Raw genomic sequence first — 14,306 nt, 5'->3', positions numbered from 1 at the left:
CCGCACCTTTCGTGTGAATCGTTCGATTCGCACATTATAAGCGCTGATCATTTTAAAACCAGCGCGAACTACAGATATAAAAAAACCGGCATGATGACATGCCGGCTTTAGAGAAGCGGGTTAGCGGCTTACAGAATTTCCAGCAGCTCCACTTCAAACACCAGGGTGCTGAATGGCGGGATGGATGCGCCAGCACCGCGCTCGCCGTACGCGAGGTTGTGTGGAATCGCCAGTTCCCATTTGGAGCCAACCGGCATCAGGGTCAGCGCTTCAATCCAGCCCGCGATAACGCCGCTTACCGGGAATTCCGCCGGCTCGCCGCGCGCCACTGAGCTATCAAACACGGTGCCATCGATCAGTTTGCCGGTGTAATGCACACGGACACGATCCTGACGTGAAGGGATCGGGCCATCGCCTTGGGTGATCACACTGAACTGCAGACCGGTTTCGGTGCTGCTCACGCCTTCGCGCTGCGCGTTCTGCTCGAGGAATTTCTGACCGTCTGCCGCCATGGCTTCTACGCGCTCACGACGCACGCCTTCTGCGCGTTCGTGCACTTCACGCAGCGCGCGATGTACCACATCAACCGGGACGGCAGGTGAGTTCCCTTCCAGCGCGTCGCGCAGGCCGGCGAGCAGTGCTTCTGGCTGCAGACCCTGCAGTCCAGACTCTTGCAACTGCTGGCCTACCTGTAAACCGATACCGTAACTTGCTTGTGATTCGACGCTGTCGAATGAAGGGGTCGTCATCTTGATTCCTTAATCCCGGAGAAAAATAGAACCGGCAGCATACCAGCGCGGGCGGCTGGCGTAAAATCTCGCGCGCCGCAGATGACATTTTCCAGCGAAAGAGAAACAATACACCGGTCAAATTTTTCAATGCTGCCAGGCACTTCCCGTCCGCATTGCCCATACTATAGCTGTGGCGAGGTTTTCACCTGCCACCGTCGGAACAAGAGAGAATACATGGGCCAGATCGCCCCACGACGTCGCAGGACGCGCGCACCGCGTACTTTATTACCTTGGTTGCAACGTTGGCTGCCGCGCATTCCGCGTAAAGCAGCCAGCGAGGAGGATTCACGAATGGCTTCCGATCACCCTTCCCGCGTTCCCGCCGCATTACAGCGCGTTTGGCATCTGTTGGATGATGTGCGCTGGATGGACCCGCTGCCCGCTTTGCATCGTCGCGGCATTGTGATTGCGCTGCTGGTGCTGCTGCTGGCGTTTCTCTGGCCGAGCAGCACGCCGCAGTATCCGGTGGAGCGTCCAGCGGATAACACCGGCAAAGAAGTGCCAATGCAGGCGGAGATTTACAATAACAATAATCAGCAGCAGAACACCTCGCCCAAAACCGATTCGCAGGGCGAATGGCGCACCTACAGCGTGGCATCAGGTCAGACGCTGGCGCAGTTGTTCCGCGACAATAATCTGCCGGTGAATGATGTGTTTGCCATGGCGCGAGTGGAAGGTGATGGACAACCGCTGAGTGCGCTGCAGAACGGTCAGCAGGTGAAAATCCGTCAGAACGCACAAGGCGTGGTGACCGGTTTAACGGTAGATGGCAGTAACGGTCCGGTGCTGTTTACACGCCAGCCGGATGGCAGCTTTATCCGCGCCCAGTAAAGCATAAAAACAAAAACGCCGGCACAAGGCCGGCGTTTTCGCATTACCGAGTAAAATTACTCAGCAACTACATTCACAACCAGTTTAGCGAAGACTTCGCTATGAACCTGGAAGTCAACTTCGTGCTCACCGGTGGTGCGCAGAACGCCGTTCGGCAGACGAACTTCGCTCTTAGACACTTCAACGCCAGCGGCAGTAACTGCACCAGCGATGTCGCGCGTACCGATGGAACCGAACAGTTTGCCGTCGTCGCCAGCTTTAGACGCGATGGTTACGTTGCCCAGTGCGTTGATTTTCTCTGCACGTGCGTTAGCAGCAGCCAGAACGTCAGCCAGTTTGGCTTCCAGTTCAGCGCGACGCGCTTCGAAGAACTCAACGTTTTTCTTGGTAGCAGGAACAGCTTTACCCTGTGGAACCAGGAAGTTACGAGCATAGCCCGCTTTAACGCTAACCTGATCACCCAGGCTGCCCAGGTTTGCTACTTTATCAAGCAGAATAACTTGCATTACCTTATCCTCTTAAAGTCGTTAATGGACAACTACCGATTACTGATGACGATCAGTGTACGGAAGCAGGGACAGGTAGCGAGCGCGCTTGATGCAACGAGCGAGCTGGCGCTGGTATTTTGCACGAGTACCGGTAATACGGCTCGGGACAATTTTACCGCTTTCGGTAATGTAGTTTTTCAGTGTAGCGATATCTTTGTAATCAATCTCTACAACGCCTTCCGCGGTGAAACGGCAGAACTTGCGACGACGGAAATAACGTGCCATTTGGCTAGTCTCCAGAATCTATCAAATCAATCTGCTCGGCATGTAACACCATTCTACTCTGACCATTGCGTGCCTGATGGCAGCTAATAAAGCCTTCGAGAGTGAGTTGCGTGCCGACCGTTATATGTTGAGTAATCACCTGATGGGTGCTGCCGCTGATAATCACCGGCATTTGACACCAGGCTTGCCGGTGGAAACCGGCCTCCTCCTGCACAGAACGATGCTCAAGCACGAACTGGCAATGAGGTATCCCTGACGGACTGACTTTTCGAACCGGCGTCTTGCACACAGTGCCAGACAGGCGCAGTCGATTTGCCGTCATGACGGATTACTCTTCAGAATCCCCAGCATCTGAGTCATCAGCCGATTCGTTAGCAAAGTCTTCGCGGCGATCACGACGCTCGTCTTTAGCTTTAACCATCGGAGATGCTTCAGTTACCGCGTGCTTAACGCGCATAACCATGCTGCGGATAACGGCGTCGTTGAAGCGGAAGTTAGTTTCCAGCTCGTCAATCACTTCCTGCGGCGCTTCTACGTTCAGCAGAACATAGTGAGCTTTGTGCAGTTTGTTGATTGGGTAAGCCAGCTGACGGCGGCCCCAGTCTTCCAGACGGTGAATCGTGCCCTGTGCACCGGTGATAGCACCAGTGTAACGCTCGATCATACCTGGAACCTGTTCGCTCTGGTCAGGGTGGACCATAAATACGATTTCGTAATGACGCATCGATAGCTCCTTACGGATTATTCAGCCTCCTGTCGGGGTCAGCTGCGGCCCACGGAAGCAAGGAACGTTATAGGTTGTGAATCATTCAATAAATGAAACACACCTCTGAATGCAGCTGAAAAATTGACGCGTAATCATACTGGCGTCCCCGCAGAAACTCAAGCGCACAATTCATCAAATAGCGACTATCGTGCCAGCTGATGCTGCTTTTTGTGCTAAGTGTTGAGATTCATTGCGTTAGCAGACGCTTCATCAAATTCTCTGAAGAAAGCGTTCAGCAGGACGATCTGGCGGCAAGCTGGTTAAGCACTACACTAGTTACAGGCGCAACGATTTAACCATTTCGTAACGTCTGAGAGTGTAATCCCTGGAGTGAGGAGTCGATTATGAAAATCATCATTTTCGCCACTTTACTGGGTCTCTTCCTGTCTACCCCCGCTTTTGCCAGCTCCGCTGACCAGGCGTTGCAGATGAGAAGTCACAACAGCAACGCGGCATCAGGCTATGTCTACGTTAATCGTTTGGATGCGCCTGCAAGCAGTAACCCTGTCAGTGCTAATACCAGCGCCGCCGAACGGTTGTCGTCACAACTTTAGAGCGGCTTATCGCAACGGGTTGGCGTCAATCACGCCAACCCGCTTTAGTTTATAAATGATGTTTAAAGAAGCTGACCAGCGCCGTCAGGGCCGAAGGCGTGATTTTATGGCCGATATGCTTCTCAGAAAGTGAGGTCAAGTGTTGATCGAGCTCCGCGTCACGTAACGCTTTGTCTAGCCGCACCGTTTCGGCAAAGGGCACCACTTCATCCGCTTCGCCGTGCCACAGCAGTAATGGCCGATTCGCCAGTTTTTGTAACTGTTCGCTGGGATCATAGGGTGCCAGCGGAGCTAAACGCGCGGCAAAGGTCTCTTTCTGTTCTGGCGTACGGGCCACCAGCGGCGGAAACAGCGTATGACTGAGCTGCATGAAATAGCCGGAGCCCATCAAACACGCCACGCTATGAATCTGTGGGTAGCGCGCCATTGCGCCGAGCGCGGTCATGCCGCCCATCGATGCGCCCGCCACGGCAAAACGCTCATCGGCAATCCAGTCATTCTCACGCAGCGCCGCTTCCAGCACCGCCACTTCATCAATGTTCTGTTTAAGGATGTCCCAGAAGTGCGTGTTTCGCATTTCGGTATCGCCGTTATAGCGCGCACCGTGCATATCTGCATCGGGCATGATGACGCGGAAACCGGCCTGCGCCAGCGCCACGGCAAAGTAACTGTAAACCTCTTTCGAAGAGGTAAACCCGTGGTAGAACAATACCGTAGGTAAACGTGCTTGCCGCTGCCCGGTCGGTGCCGCGTGAATACATTCGATACCGGCCAGATTCTCCGTTGCCAACTCAATCATACCGCCTCCATTGAGAATGATTATCACTGGACTCAGTGTAAGCGCTACCGGACAAAATGCGAGCCACTTCACATTAAGTTGTAATAATTTCTGCCCTAAACATTTAGCGCGCTTTGCCGTTGATCTTGTACCCCTCCAATAATCTCAAAAGGTACTTTATGCAGCGTCTTTCTCTCAGCGCCATGAGTCTCGGAATTAAGCTGTCTGTATTGACGTCTTTGAGCGTGGCAATTGTGCTCTTTACGTTGACCCTTACCCTAAGCCATAACGCGGCCCGTCAGCTGGAGCAGCTGGCGACCGATGATATGCAGAATCAGGTGCAGGGCATTAATGAAATGGCCACCATGTTCAACGCCACGCTATCGGAAGAAGTGGCAAATTACACCAAACTGTTCCAGAGCTTTCTGCCAAAACGCTTTAGTCGCGACGAAAGTGAACGCATTCAGGTGGGTGAATTCAGTACGCCAACGCTACGTGCCGGGCTGAAAACCCTCAATCTCGACCAGATTGCCGTGGATGATTTCCTCGATCGCACCGGCGCGGTCTCCACCGTTTTCGTGCGTGACGGCGAGGATTATGTGCGTATTTCCACCTCGCTGAAAAAAGAGGATGGCAGCCGGGCGATTGGCACCAAACTGGATCGCAGCAGTGCCGCCTGGCGCAGTGTGAATCAGGGCGCGGTATATCGTGGCCTGGCAACGCTGTTCGGCCATCGTTACATCACGCAGTATCAGCCGGTGCAGGATAGCAGCGGCGCGGTGATCGCTATCCTGTTCGTGGGCGTGCAGATCGATGCGCAATACGCGCTGATGCGCGACAAAGTGCTGGCGCGTCATTTAGGTGACAGCGGCACCTTCTCGGTACTCAACGGTGCGCCGGGCAGCAGCCAGGGACACTATCTGTTTGATCGTCAATCTGAAGGCAAACTGCCGCGCTGGGATCAGGCCACACAAAAGCAGCTGCTCAGCCAACCGAAGGGATTAGTCGCGGTTGAACTTGAGGGCGAAACCAAACTGCTGGCGTGGCAGCAGCTGCCGGGCTGGAACTGGATCATCGTTAGTGAGGTGAGCCGTGCCAGCCTGCTGGCGCCCATCACGCACAGCCGTAACCTGTTTATGGCGATTGGCCTGGCGCTGGTGGTTGCGTTTGCGCTTGGCTTTATGTGGTACAGCCGCCGCGCCATTACACGTCCGCTGCAGCAGGTAATTCATCTGGCGGAACAGTACGCCGCCGGTAATTTGCAGGCGCATCTTGACTCCACACGTCGTGATGAGATCGGTCAGCTGGTTAGCGCCATCAACGGCATTGGCGATGGATTGGAAAAAGTCGTCAGCCAGGTGCGCTCGGCCGCGCGTGAGATCAGCAGCGGCACCGACACTATCGCCGCCAGCAGCTCCAGCATTAGCGAGCAGATTGGCCGCCAGGCCAGCAGCGTGGAAGAAACCTCGGCCAGCATGGAGCAGTTTGGCGCTACGGTGGCACAAACCGCCGCCAACGTGCGTCAGGCCATGGCACTGGTGGGTGAAGCAGCCAATACCGTCAATCACGGCGGCAGCACCGTAGCGCGCTCGGTGGAAACCATGTCGGAGATCCGCGTTGCGTCGCAGAGCATCGCCGATATCACCCACGTCATTGAGTCGATCGCATTTCAGACCAACATTCTGGCACTGAACGCCGCGGTTGAAGCGGCGCGTGCCGGTGAACACGGTAAAGGTTTTGCGGTTGTCGCTGCTGAAGTGCGTGCGCTGGCGCAGCGCAGTGCCAATGCCGCTAAAGAGATTGATGGGTTGATCGCCAGCTCAATCGATAAAGTGGCGGCCGGGCATACGCTGTCGGAGCAAACGCGCGATGCGATGAGCCATATCGTCAATCACATTGAGCAGGTTAAAACGTTGATGGGAGAGATCAATATTGCCGCACAGGAGCAGGCGGCGGGTATTGGCCAGGTGAATCTGGCGATGAATCACATCAGCCAGGCAACCCATCAAAGTAGCGATATGATTAATCAGTCAGAATCCACCGCCAATCATCTGAGCCAGAAAGGTCACCATCTGACCCAGCTGGTGAGCATTTTTCATCTGAAGGACTAAAACTGCTGGGAAGATGGCATACACTTGAACCATCTTCCCCCTTTTGGAATTGCCATGCGTACTCTCTTTCTGGTGTTAACGCTGCTGCTCAGCGGCTGCGCTGCTTTCACCACCACGCCACAAGCCCCGCCGCCGCCAGGTCATCAGGCGCAGGAAATTTCGCGTGCGCAGAGTTATGGATTGCCGAAGCTCGGCACTATCACTGCCACCACGCGCGGCTCGCCGGATGATGCGCAGCGCGCCATCGCAGCCAAAGCCAATCAGGCCGGTGCGGTTTATTATCAGATTCTGATGCTGGATGAGACCACCATTCCCAGCTTCTGGTACGCCACCGCCATTCTGTATGGCGCCCCCTCAACCGGCACTGGCGCGCAGCAGTAAGCGTGCGCAAAGATCGTCACTTAACGCGCGTTTACCGCGCATATCGAGGTGCTGCTGACACCAGCTATCGGCCAGCGGCGGCTCAGCGACTTTCAGCAGAATTGCCGCGCTGGCCAGCAGATACAGCTCACGCGTGATGTCGCGTGCTTGCCCTTCGCGCACGTGAGCAAGCTGTAAACGCAGCTGTCGCCAGCGACGATCGAAATGGCGATTACTGCCTTTTACCGCATCAAACTCATCGTGCAGCATGGTTATCACTTCTGAATGACGATCCATTACGCGCAGTACATCAAGGCACATCACGTTGCCAGAACCCTCCCAGATGCTGTTGACGGGCATCTCTCGATATAGTCTTGGCAGCTCGCTCTGTTCGCAATAGCCGATGCCGCCCAGCACTTCCATCGCTTCCGCCACAAACGGCATCCCCGCCTGACAGACGGCAAATTTGGCGGCAGGGGTGAACAAACGCGCATATAAGCGTTCATGTTCGCTGGCGGGCGATGACCAGGCACGTGCCAGACGCATCAACAGCGCAGTTTGTCCCTCCAGCTGCAGCGCCTGCTGCGCCAGCACTGCATGCATCAGCGGCTGATCGATAAGTTTTTTGCCCATCACCTGGCGCTGCTGCGCATGGTGTACGGCAATTGACAGCGCGCGGCGCATTTGGCCGTGGCTGCCTAGCGCGCAGTCGAAGCGCGTCATGCCGCCCATTTTCAGGATCAGCCGTACGCCGTCGCCCTCTTCGCCCATCAACCAGCCAATGGCATCCTGAAACTCGACTTCGGCACTGGCGTTGGAACGATTGCCCAGTTTGTCTTTGAGACGCTCGAGGCGAATAGCGTTACGCGTGCCGTCCGGCAGCAGGCGCGGCAGGAAGAAGCAACTCAGCCCTTGTGGCGTTTGCGCCAGAACCAGATGCGCATCGCTCTGCGGTACCGAGAAGAACCATTTGTGGCCGGTAATACGATACGCCTGACCGGCACCACGCACACCTAACGGCTCAGCGCGCGTGGTGTTGCTCAACACATCGGTGCCTCCCTGTTTTTCCGTCATGCCCATGCCAATCAGCAGGCCGCGTTTCTTATTGCCCGGCAGATGATGCGCGTCATAACGATCGCTGAGCAGCGTTTCGCGCCAGTCAGCATAGGGTTCAGGCAGATAATTTTGCAGCAGCGGAATGGCGGCATGCGTCATGGTGACGGGACAAAGCGAGCCTGCTTCAACTTGCGCATGCAGGATAAATCGCGCGGCACGTGCCACCATCGCATGTGGCTGCACGTCGGGTTGCCAGCTGAGATTGTGCAGTCGGCTGGCACACAATCCCTGCATCAGCAGATGCCAGGCCGGATGAAAGCGCACTTCATCGAGACGTTCACCGCGCGCATCGTAACGCAGCAGCTCCGGCGCTTCGACGTTAGCCAATCGCCCTAATTCAAGGGATTCGGCGCTGCCCAGCTGCAGCCCAACGGAAGCCAGCCATTCGCGGTCCCAGCTGGCGCCTTCGCGTACCACTGCCTCGCACAAGGCGCTATCACGGGTAAACAGGTTGCTGTTGCTCAGCGGCTGGGGCTGATTGAATACGGTGTGGGTGTGCCAATTCATACATCGTCCTCCTCATACTCATTTTTTAAGTATGAAGAGGATGTGCAGTTACGTCGGGTACAAAAACTATTTTGCGGCGGGGATCACGCCTGACGCTGACGAACGGCTTCGAACAGACATACGCCAGTGGCCACTGACACGTTCAGTGACGATACGCTGCCTGCCATAGGGATGCTGATCAGCTCATCGCAATGTTCACGCGTCAATCGACGCATACCTTCACCTTCCGCCCCCATCACCAGCGCCATCGGGCCAGTCATTTTGCTTTGGTAAACGGTATGATCGGCTTCACCCGCGGTGCCGACTACCCAAATGTTGTATTCCTGCAGCAAACGCAGGGTACGTGCCAGGTTGGTGACGCGAATCAAAGGCACGTTTTCTGCCGCGCCGCTCGCCACTTTTTTCGCCGTGGCATTCAGCGGAGCTGCGCGGTCTTTCGGCACGATGACCGCATGCACGCCAGCGGCATCAGCGCTACGCAGGCAAGCACCGAGATTATGCGGGTCGGTAACGCCATCCAGCACCAGCAGGAACGGCTTTTCCAGGCTCTGCAGCAGATCCGGCAGATCGCCTTCCTGGTACTGCTTGCCCGGCTTTACGCGCGCCACAATACCCTGATGTACGCCGCCTTCAACCTGGCTATCCAGCCATTGGCGATTGGCAACCTGCACCGGAATACCCTGAGCTTCCAGTGCGAGGATCAGCGGTTGCAGGCGACGATCTTCGCGGCCTTTAAGGATAAAGACTTCCTGAAAACGCTGCGGATCGCGCTCCAGCAGCGCCTGCACGCTATGAATACCAAAAATTATTTCACTCATTACTTTGCTCAAGGTTGGAGATGAATCATGAAGAGATCGGCCGTTATTCAGGTGCGCATAAATGCGCACCCTACGAAAACACGTTGCTGGTGTGTTAGGTCGCCGTTAAAGGCGACCACACAATCAGGCTTCGCCTGTTTGCTTCTTCGACGCGCGCCTGGACTTAGTGGCGGCGGCGATTTTACGGGTTTTCTCCGAGACTTTTTTGCCTTTTTTCTCGGTTTTAGCCGGTTTTTCAGCAGCCGCAGGCTTTTTCTTCTCGCCGCGGAACGCTGAATCAGGTTCAAAAGTCCCCTTCTTACCGGCGTCACGACGGCGTTTGGCCGGTGGCTTGCCGCCGCGTTTCTCACGCTCGCGCTCGGTTTTGCCTTCGCCGCGCGGTACACGCTTGCTGGAGATCAGCGCGAAGTCGATTTTACGCTCATCCATATGCACCGCATCAACGCGCACTTCAACCGCATCGCCAAGACGATAGGTACGACCGCCGGATTCACCAATCAGACGCTGGCCTACCGCATCGAAGCGATAATAGTCGTTATCCAGCGACGAAACGTGCACCAAGCCATCGATAAACAGATCGTTAAGACGGACGAAGAAACCAAAACCGGTCACGCTGGAGATCACACCGCTGAACACGTTGCCGACCTGATCCTGCATGAAGTCGCACTTCAGCCAATCGGCGACATCGCGCGTGGCTTCATCAGCACGACGCTCGGTCATCGAACAGTGTTGGCCAAGCTGCAGCATCTGCTGCATATCGTAGTGATAGCCGCCGGTCGGCGTGGTGATGCCATCCACTTCACCCCGCTCTTTCGCCAGCAAATATTTGATGGCGCGATGCAGCAGCAAATCGGGATAGCGGCGAATCGGTGAGGTAAAGTGCGCATAAGACGCCAGCGCCAGACCGAAGTGACCACGGTTTTCCGGGTCATAAACTGCCTGCTTCATTGAACGCAGCAGCATGGTTTGCAGCATTTCTGCATCTGGACGATCGGCCACTTGCTTCAGCAGGTCGGCATAATCAGTCGGGTGCGGCTTGGCACCGCCCGGCAGGCTTAAGCCCAGTTCGTTGAGTACGGTGCGGAAACTTTTGATGCTGTCTTCGCTTGGACGATCGTGATCGCGGAACAGTGCAGGCTCTTCATTTTTCTCAACAAAACGCGCTGAGGCAATGTTGGCGAGAATCATGCACTCTTCAATCAGCTTGTGCGCATCGTTGCGTGAAGTGCGCTCCACACGCTCAATGCGACGCTCGGCGTTGAAGATAAACTTGGCTTCATCGGTCTCAAACGAAATGCCACCACGCTGCTCACGCGCAGTTTCCAGCACCTGATACATGTTGTGCAATTCATGCAGATGGGGCACCTGCGCTGCGTATTGTTCACGCAGATCGGCATCACCTTGCAGAATGTTCCACACTTTGTTGTAGGTCAGTCGCGCGTGGGAGTTCATCACCGCTTCATAGTGTTTGAAGCCGGTGAGTTTGCCGCTGGAGGAGATGGTCATCTCGCACACCATGCACAGACGATCAACCTGTGGATTCAGCGAGCACAAGCCGTTGGAGAGAATCTCCGGCAGCATTGGAATAACCTGCGACGGGAAATAGACGGACGTGCCGCGCTGATGCGCTTCATCATCGAGCGGCGTGCCGGGACGGACGTAATAGCTCACATCGGCAATCGCTACCCACAAACGCCAGCCGCCACCGCGCTTCTTCTCGCAGAAAACGGCGTCGTCAAAGTCGCGCGCATCTTCACCATCAATGGTGACCAGCGGCAGGTTACGCAAATCAACGCGCCCTTTCTTCGCCTCTTCCGGTACTTCTTCTTTCAGCCTGGCGATCTGCTTTTCCACTTCTTCCGGCCAGCTGTGCGGAATTTCATGGGTGCGCACCGCCATATCCACGGCAAGGCTGGTTCCCATATCATCGCCGAGCAGCTCGGTAATTTTGCCGAGCGCTTTGCTGCGACGCGTAGCGCGTTGCGTGATCTCAACTACCACCACTGAACCCATGCGCGCGTTGAGCGTTTCTTCTTGTGGGATCAGGATGTCGAAGCTCAGACGGCTGTCATCAGGTACCACAAATCCCGTGCCCGCATCGGTGAAGTAGCGCCCAACAATTTGGCTGTTGCGCGGCTCGAGAACGCGTACCACACGCGCTTCACGACGACCTTTACGATCGGCGCTGCCCGGCTGTGCCAGAATAACGTCGCCATGCAGGCAGAATTTCATCTGTTCGGCAGAGAGATAGAAATCATCTTTCTGTCCCTCCACGCGCAGGAAGCCATAGCCATCGCGGTGGCCAATCACTTTACCGCGAATGAGATCGAGACGTTCTGGCAGGGCGTAACATTGACGGCGAGTAAACACCAACTGACCATCGCGCTCCATGGCACGTAGACGACGGCGCAGCGCTTCCAGCTGCTCTTCGCTGGTGATATTCAGTTCCTGCGCGATGTCATCGCGGCTGGTCGGTTTTTCCCGTTTCGCTAACAGCGCCAGAATGAATTCACGGCTGGGAATAGGGTTTTCGTATTTTTCAGCTTCTCTATCCTGAAAAGGATCTTTTGACATTACGGTTCCTCCGATGTCATTTAATTTGGATTGCCACCGGCGGTTCGGACAATAAAAGTTGGTACAGCGCATCGTTATCTTTGACCAAATCGGCCAGCGTATATTTATCCAGCTCCTTGAGGAATAACTGGACCGCATCGTGCAATGCTTTACGCAAACGACAAGCTGGCGTGATGACACACTCGTTGCAGTTCACGAGCTGCAGTGGCTCCATTTTTCGCACCACTTCGCCAATCACGATTTTTTCCGGGTTCATGCCTAAACGAATTCCGCCGTTTTTACCGCGTGTTGCGGCGACAAAGCCAGCCCGGCTGAGTTGATTGATGATTTTGACCATATGGTTACGCGACACCCCGTAGGTATCGGTGACTTCGGTAATGTTGGTCTGCTTACCTTCCGGTAACGTCGCCATATAAATCAGCGCACGCAAACCATAATCGGTAAAACTTGTTAGCTGCACATATACCTCAGTGAATCATCGGTCGTTATGACTATGCGCCGGTCGGCGTGATGTTTAAGTATGATGATAAACCAGAGCGTGGTGGCCGGTGCGTTTTTTTCCGGCAAGTATCGATATTTGCAAGAAAAAATAGAGTGAGTGGAGTCAAAGATTAGAAATACAAAGGCCGGGCGATACCCGGCCTTGAGAGATTATGCGTCGAATGGATCGCGCAGAATCATCGTCTCACTACGGTCTGGGCCGGTAGAAATAATATCAATCGGCACACCGGTGACTTCTTCTACACGTTTAATGTAGTCACGTGCAGCCTGCGGCAGACCTTCCAGCGTCTTCACGCCAAATGTCGTTTCGCTCCAGCCTGGCATCGTTTCATAGATCGGCTCAATGCCTTCCCAGCCTTCAGCGGCCAGCGGCGTGGTGGTCATTTCGCGGCCATCAGGCATGCGATAAGCTACGCAGATTTTTACTTCTTTCAGCCCATCCAGCACGTCCAGTTTGGTCATGCAGAAACCAGACAATGAGTTGATCTGCACTGCGCGGCGAACGGCAACCGCATCCAGCCAGCCGGTACGACGACGACGACCGGTTGTCGCGCCAAACTCGTGGCCTTGCGCACACAGGAACTCACCCGTTTCGTCAAACAGTTCGGTCGGGAATGGACCTGCACCTACGCGGGTTGAATAGGCTTTAACGATACCCAGCACGTAATCAACGTAGCGCGGACCAATACCTGAACCGGTCGCCACGCCACCTGCGGTGGTGTTGGATGAGGTGACGTACGGATAAGTACCGTGGTCGATATCCAGCAGCGTACCCTGTGCACCTTCGAACATGATCAGGTCGCCACGCTTGCGCGCGCCGTCCAGCAGATCAGAGACGTCAACCACCATGCTAGTGATAATATCGGCAACCGCCAGCGTATCACTCAGCACTTTTTCGTAGTCGACAGCATCCGTTTTGTAATAGTTAACCAGCTGGAAGTTGTAGAAATCGACGATCTCTTTCAGCTTCACGGCGAAGGTTTCTTTATTGAAGAGATCGCTCACGCGCAGACCGCGACGGGCAACTTTATCTTCATAGGCTGGACCGATACCACGACCGGTAGTACCGATAGCTTTGGCGCCGCGCGCTTTTTCGCGCGCTACATCCATGGCTACGTGGTATTGCAGAATCAATGGGCAGGCTTCAGAAATCAGCAGACGTTCACGTACCGGCACACCGCGCTCTTCCAGACCTTTCATCTCTTTCATCAGCGCTTCAGGCGACAGTACAACGCCGTTACCGATGATGCTGGTGACGTTTTCACGCAGGATGCCAGATGGAATTAAGTGGAGGACGGTTTTTTCACCGTTGATGACAAGTGTGTGGCCTGCATTGTGGCCACCTTGGTAACGCACGACGTAATTCGCGCGCTCTGTCAGAAGGTCTACGATCTTGCCTTTACCTTCGTCACCCCATTGGGTGCCCAGTACGACGACGTTCTTACCCATTTTTTCAAAATCACCGATTGCTTAAAAATGGATTCTACCACCTGACTTTTACTCTTTCAGCACTTTTAGCATACGATTGCGCTGTTTTTTGCCTGAGTTTTGATCATCACAACATGTTGGGGGGAACAACGGCCACCAGACACAATTGGGTTGCGAGATATCACGCAAATTTGTGTTTATCAACCTGCGTGCGTACTGATCATGGCGTAAATCACCACGCCCGCTACCACCAGTCCGCCACCAAAACGGTGCAGCAGACGATCGGGCAGTTGGGTCATCGCCAGAATCATGCGACGCCAGACGCGTGGCATAAACATGGGGCCAAGTCCTTCCAGCACCAAAACTAAAGCCAGCGCCATCCAGATGGTTGTGTTCAT

General features: G+C 55.0%; 16 protein-coding genes. 4 read left to right on the top strand and 12 right to left on the bottom strand.

The window, feature by feature from the left end:
* Positions 1-128: 128 nt before the first annotated feature.
* Complete coding sequence (gene fklB, locus AAGR08_RS01400) at positions 129-749, bottom strand: FKBP-type peptidyl-prolyl cis-trans isomerase (protein ID WP_097095899.1); 621 nt, start codon at positions 747-749, stop codon at positions 129-131.
* Positions 750-965: 216 nt separating this feature from the next.
* On the opposite strand from fklB, the gene AAGR08_RS01395 reads away from it, so the two are divergent.
* Entirely contained in the window at positions 966-1,622 is a 657-nt protein-coding gene (locus AAGR08_RS01395; protein WP_345828162.1) for a LysM-like peptidoglycan-binding domain-containing protein, read from the top strand.
* A 56-nt stretch (positions 1,623-1,678) separates the two neighbouring features.
* On the opposite strand, the gene rplI is transcribed toward AAGR08_RS01395, so the two are convergent.
* The 4 genes from rplI to rpsF are packed head-to-tail and all read right to left on the bottom strand — an operon-like array spanning position 1,679 to position 3,119.
* Complete coding sequence (rplI, locus tag AAGR08_RS01390) at positions 1,679-2,128, bottom strand: 50S ribosomal protein L9 (RefSeq protein WP_097095898.1); 450 nt, start codon at positions 2,126-2,128, stop codon at positions 1,679-1,681.
* 39 nt (positions 2,129-2,167) lie between these two features.
* Entirely contained in the window at positions 2,168-2,395 is a 228-nt protein-coding gene (gene rpsR, locus AAGR08_RS01385; RefSeq protein ID WP_002210155.1) for a 30S ribosomal protein S18, read from the bottom strand.
* A 4-nt stretch (positions 2,396-2,399) separates the two neighbouring features.
* Positions 2,400-2,717 carry a primosomal replication protein N gene (gene priB / locus AAGR08_RS01380; RefSeq protein ID WP_007892027.1) on the bottom strand — a complete coding sequence of 106 codons (318 nt, stop codon included), beginning with the start codon at positions 2,715-2,717 and terminating at the stop codon, positions 2,400-2,402.
* Positions 2,718-2,723: 6 nt separating this feature from the next.
* The gene (gene rpsF, locus AAGR08_RS01375) at positions 2,724-3,119 is read right to left on the bottom strand and encodes a 30S ribosomal protein S6 (RefSeq protein ID WP_007892026.1); all 396 of its coding nucleotides are present in this window, start codon (positions 3,117-3,119) and stop codon (positions 2,724-2,726) included.
* A 386-nt stretch (positions 3,120-3,505) separates the two neighbouring features.
* Between rpsF and AAGR08_RS01370 the strand changes: the two genes are divergently transcribed.
* Positions 3,506-3,715, top strand: a complete 210-nt coding sequence (locus tag AAGR08_RS01370; protein WP_097095896.1) for a hypothetical protein — start codon at positions 3,506-3,508, stop codon at positions 3,713-3,715.
* A gap of 49 nt (positions 3,716-3,764) precedes the next feature.
* Here AAGR08_RS01370 and yjfP read toward each other — a convergent pair whose 3' ends face one another.
* Positions 3,765-4,514 (bottom strand): esterase, encoded by a 750-nt coding sequence (gene yjfP, locus AAGR08_RS01365; RefSeq protein WP_345828158.1) that lies wholly within the window; start codon positions 4,512-4,514, stop codon positions 3,765-3,767.
* Positions 4,515-4,672: 158 nt separating this feature from the next.
* Between yjfP and AAGR08_RS01360 the strand changes: the two genes are divergently transcribed.
* Positions 4,673-6,604 (top strand): Cache 3/Cache 2 fusion domain-containing protein, encoded by a 1,932-nt coding sequence (locus AAGR08_RS01360; protein WP_345828156.1) that lies wholly within the window; start codon positions 4,673-4,675, stop codon positions 6,602-6,604.
* A gap of 54 nt (positions 6,605-6,658) precedes the next feature.
* Positions 6,659-6,985 carry a biofilm peroxide resistance protein BsmA gene (gene bsmA / locus AAGR08_RS01355; protein WP_345828154.1) on the top strand — a complete coding sequence of 109 codons (327 nt, stop codon included), beginning with the start codon at positions 6,659-6,661 and terminating at the stop codon, positions 6,983-6,985.
* Here the strand turns inward: bsmA and AAGR08_RS01350 are convergent.
* From AAGR08_RS01350 to AAGR08_RS01325, 6 genes are all read right to left on the bottom strand, one after another.
* Entirely contained in the window at positions 6,959-8,587 is a 1,629-nt protein-coding gene (locus tag AAGR08_RS01350; RefSeq protein ID WP_345828153.1) for an isovaleryl-CoA dehydrogenase, read from the bottom strand. The genes bsmA and AAGR08_RS01350 overlap by 27 nt on opposite strands.
* Before the next feature lie 83 nt (positions 8,588-8,670).
* The gene (gene rlmB / locus AAGR08_RS01345) at positions 8,671-9,405 is read right to left on the bottom strand and encodes a 23S rRNA (guanosine(2251)-2'-O)-methyltransferase RlmB (RefSeq protein ID WP_097095891.1); all 735 of its coding nucleotides are present in this window, start codon (positions 9,403-9,405) and stop codon (positions 8,671-8,673) included.
* A gap of 123 nt (positions 9,406-9,528) precedes the next feature.
* Positions 9,529-11,979 carry a ribonuclease R gene (gene rnr / locus AAGR08_RS01340; RefSeq protein ID WP_345828152.1) on the bottom strand — a complete coding sequence of 817 codons (2,451 nt, stop codon included), beginning with the start codon at positions 11,977-11,979 and terminating at the stop codon, positions 9,529-9,531.
* 16 nt (positions 11,980-11,995) lie between these two features.
* Positions 11,996-12,439, bottom strand: coding sequence for a nitric oxide-sensing transcriptional repressor NsrR (gene nsrR, locus AAGR08_RS01335; protein ID WP_097095889.1), 444 nt, complete (start codon positions 12,437-12,439; stop codon positions 11,996-11,998).
* Positions 12,440-12,630: 191 nt separating this feature from the next.
* On the bottom strand, positions 12,631-13,929 hold the full coding sequence (locus tag AAGR08_RS01330; protein ID WP_007892015.1) for an adenylosuccinate synthase: 1,299 nt from the start codon (positions 13,927-13,929) through the stop codon (positions 12,631-12,633).
* Positions 13,930-14,108: 179 nt separating this feature from the next.
* Positions 14,109-14,306: a DUF2065 family protein gene (locus AAGR08_RS01325; protein ID WP_345828149.1), complete on the bottom strand. Its 198-nt coding sequence runs from the start codon at positions 14,304-14,306 to the stop codon at positions 14,109-14,111.

Origin of the sequence: Pantoea sp. BRR-3P, from assembly GCF_039621635.1 — a bacterium.
GTDB lineage: Bacteria > Pseudomonadota > Gammaproteobacteria > Enterobacterales > Enterobacteriaceae > Pantoea > Pantoea floridensis.
Note: the sequence above shows the minus strand (reverse complement) of the source record. Positions and strands in the feature narration are given on the sequence as shown.

What these genes read in the sequence shown, in the direction of transcription:
- fklB (WP_097095899.1), bottom strand. Translation starts at nt 749, where the DNA reads ATGACGACCCCTTCATTCGACAGCGTCGAATCACAAGCAAGTTACGGT.
- rpsR (WP_002210155.1), bottom strand. Translation starts at nt 2,395, where the DNA reads ATGGCACGTTATTTCCGTCGTCGCAAGTTCTGCCGTTTCACCGCGGAA.
- bsmA (WP_345828154.1), top strand. Translation starts at nt 6,659, where the DNA reads ATGCGTACTCTCTTTCTGGTGTTAACGCTGCTGCTCAGCGGCTGCGCT.
- rplI (WP_097095898.1), bottom strand. Translation starts at nt 2,128, where the DNA reads ATGCAAGTTATTCTGCTTGATAAAGTAGCAAACCTGGGCAGCCTGGGT.
- AAGR08_RS01395 (WP_345828162.1), top strand. Translation starts at nt 966, where the DNA reads ATGGGCCAGATCGCCCCACGACGTCGCAGGACGCGCGCACCGCGTACT.
- yjfP (WP_345828158.1), bottom strand. Translation starts at nt 4,514, where the DNA reads ATGATTGAGTTGGCAACGGAGAATCTGGCCGGTATCGAATGTATTCAC.
- AAGR08_RS01350 (WP_345828153.1), bottom strand. Translation starts at nt 8,587, where the DNA reads ATGAATTGGCACACCCACACCGTATTCAATCAGCCCCAGCCGCTGAGC.
- rlmB (WP_097095891.1), bottom strand. Translation starts at nt 9,405, where the DNA reads ATGAGTGAAATAATTTTTGGTATTCATAGCGTGCAGGCGCTGCTGGAG.
- priB (WP_007892027.1), bottom strand. Translation starts at nt 2,717, where the DNA reads ATGACGGCAAATCGACTGCGCCTGTCTGGCACTGTGTGCAAGACGCCG.
- rpsF (WP_007892026.1), bottom strand. Translation starts at nt 3,119, where the DNA reads ATGCGTCATTACGAAATCGTATTTATGGTCCACCCTGACCAGAGCGAA.
- AAGR08_RS01325 (WP_345828149.1), bottom strand. Translation starts at nt 14,306, where the DNA reads ATGAACACAACCATCTGGATGGCGCTGGCTTTAGTTTTGGTGCTGGAA.
- rnr (WP_345828152.1), bottom strand. Translation starts at nt 11,979, where the DNA reads ATGTCAAAAGATCCTTTTCAGGATAGAGAAGCTGAAAAATACGAAAAC.
- AAGR08_RS01360 (WP_345828156.1), top strand. Translation starts at nt 4,673, where the DNA reads ATGCAGCGTCTTTCTCTCAGCGCCATGAGTCTCGGAATTAAGCTGTCT.
- AAGR08_RS01330 (WP_007892015.1), bottom strand. Translation starts at nt 13,929, where the DNA reads ATGGGTAAGAACGTCGTCGTACTGGGCACCCAATGGGGTGACGAAGGT.
- AAGR08_RS01370 (WP_097095896.1), top strand. Translation starts at nt 3,506, where the DNA reads ATGAAAATCATCATTTTCGCCACTTTACTGGGTCTCTTCCTGTCTACC.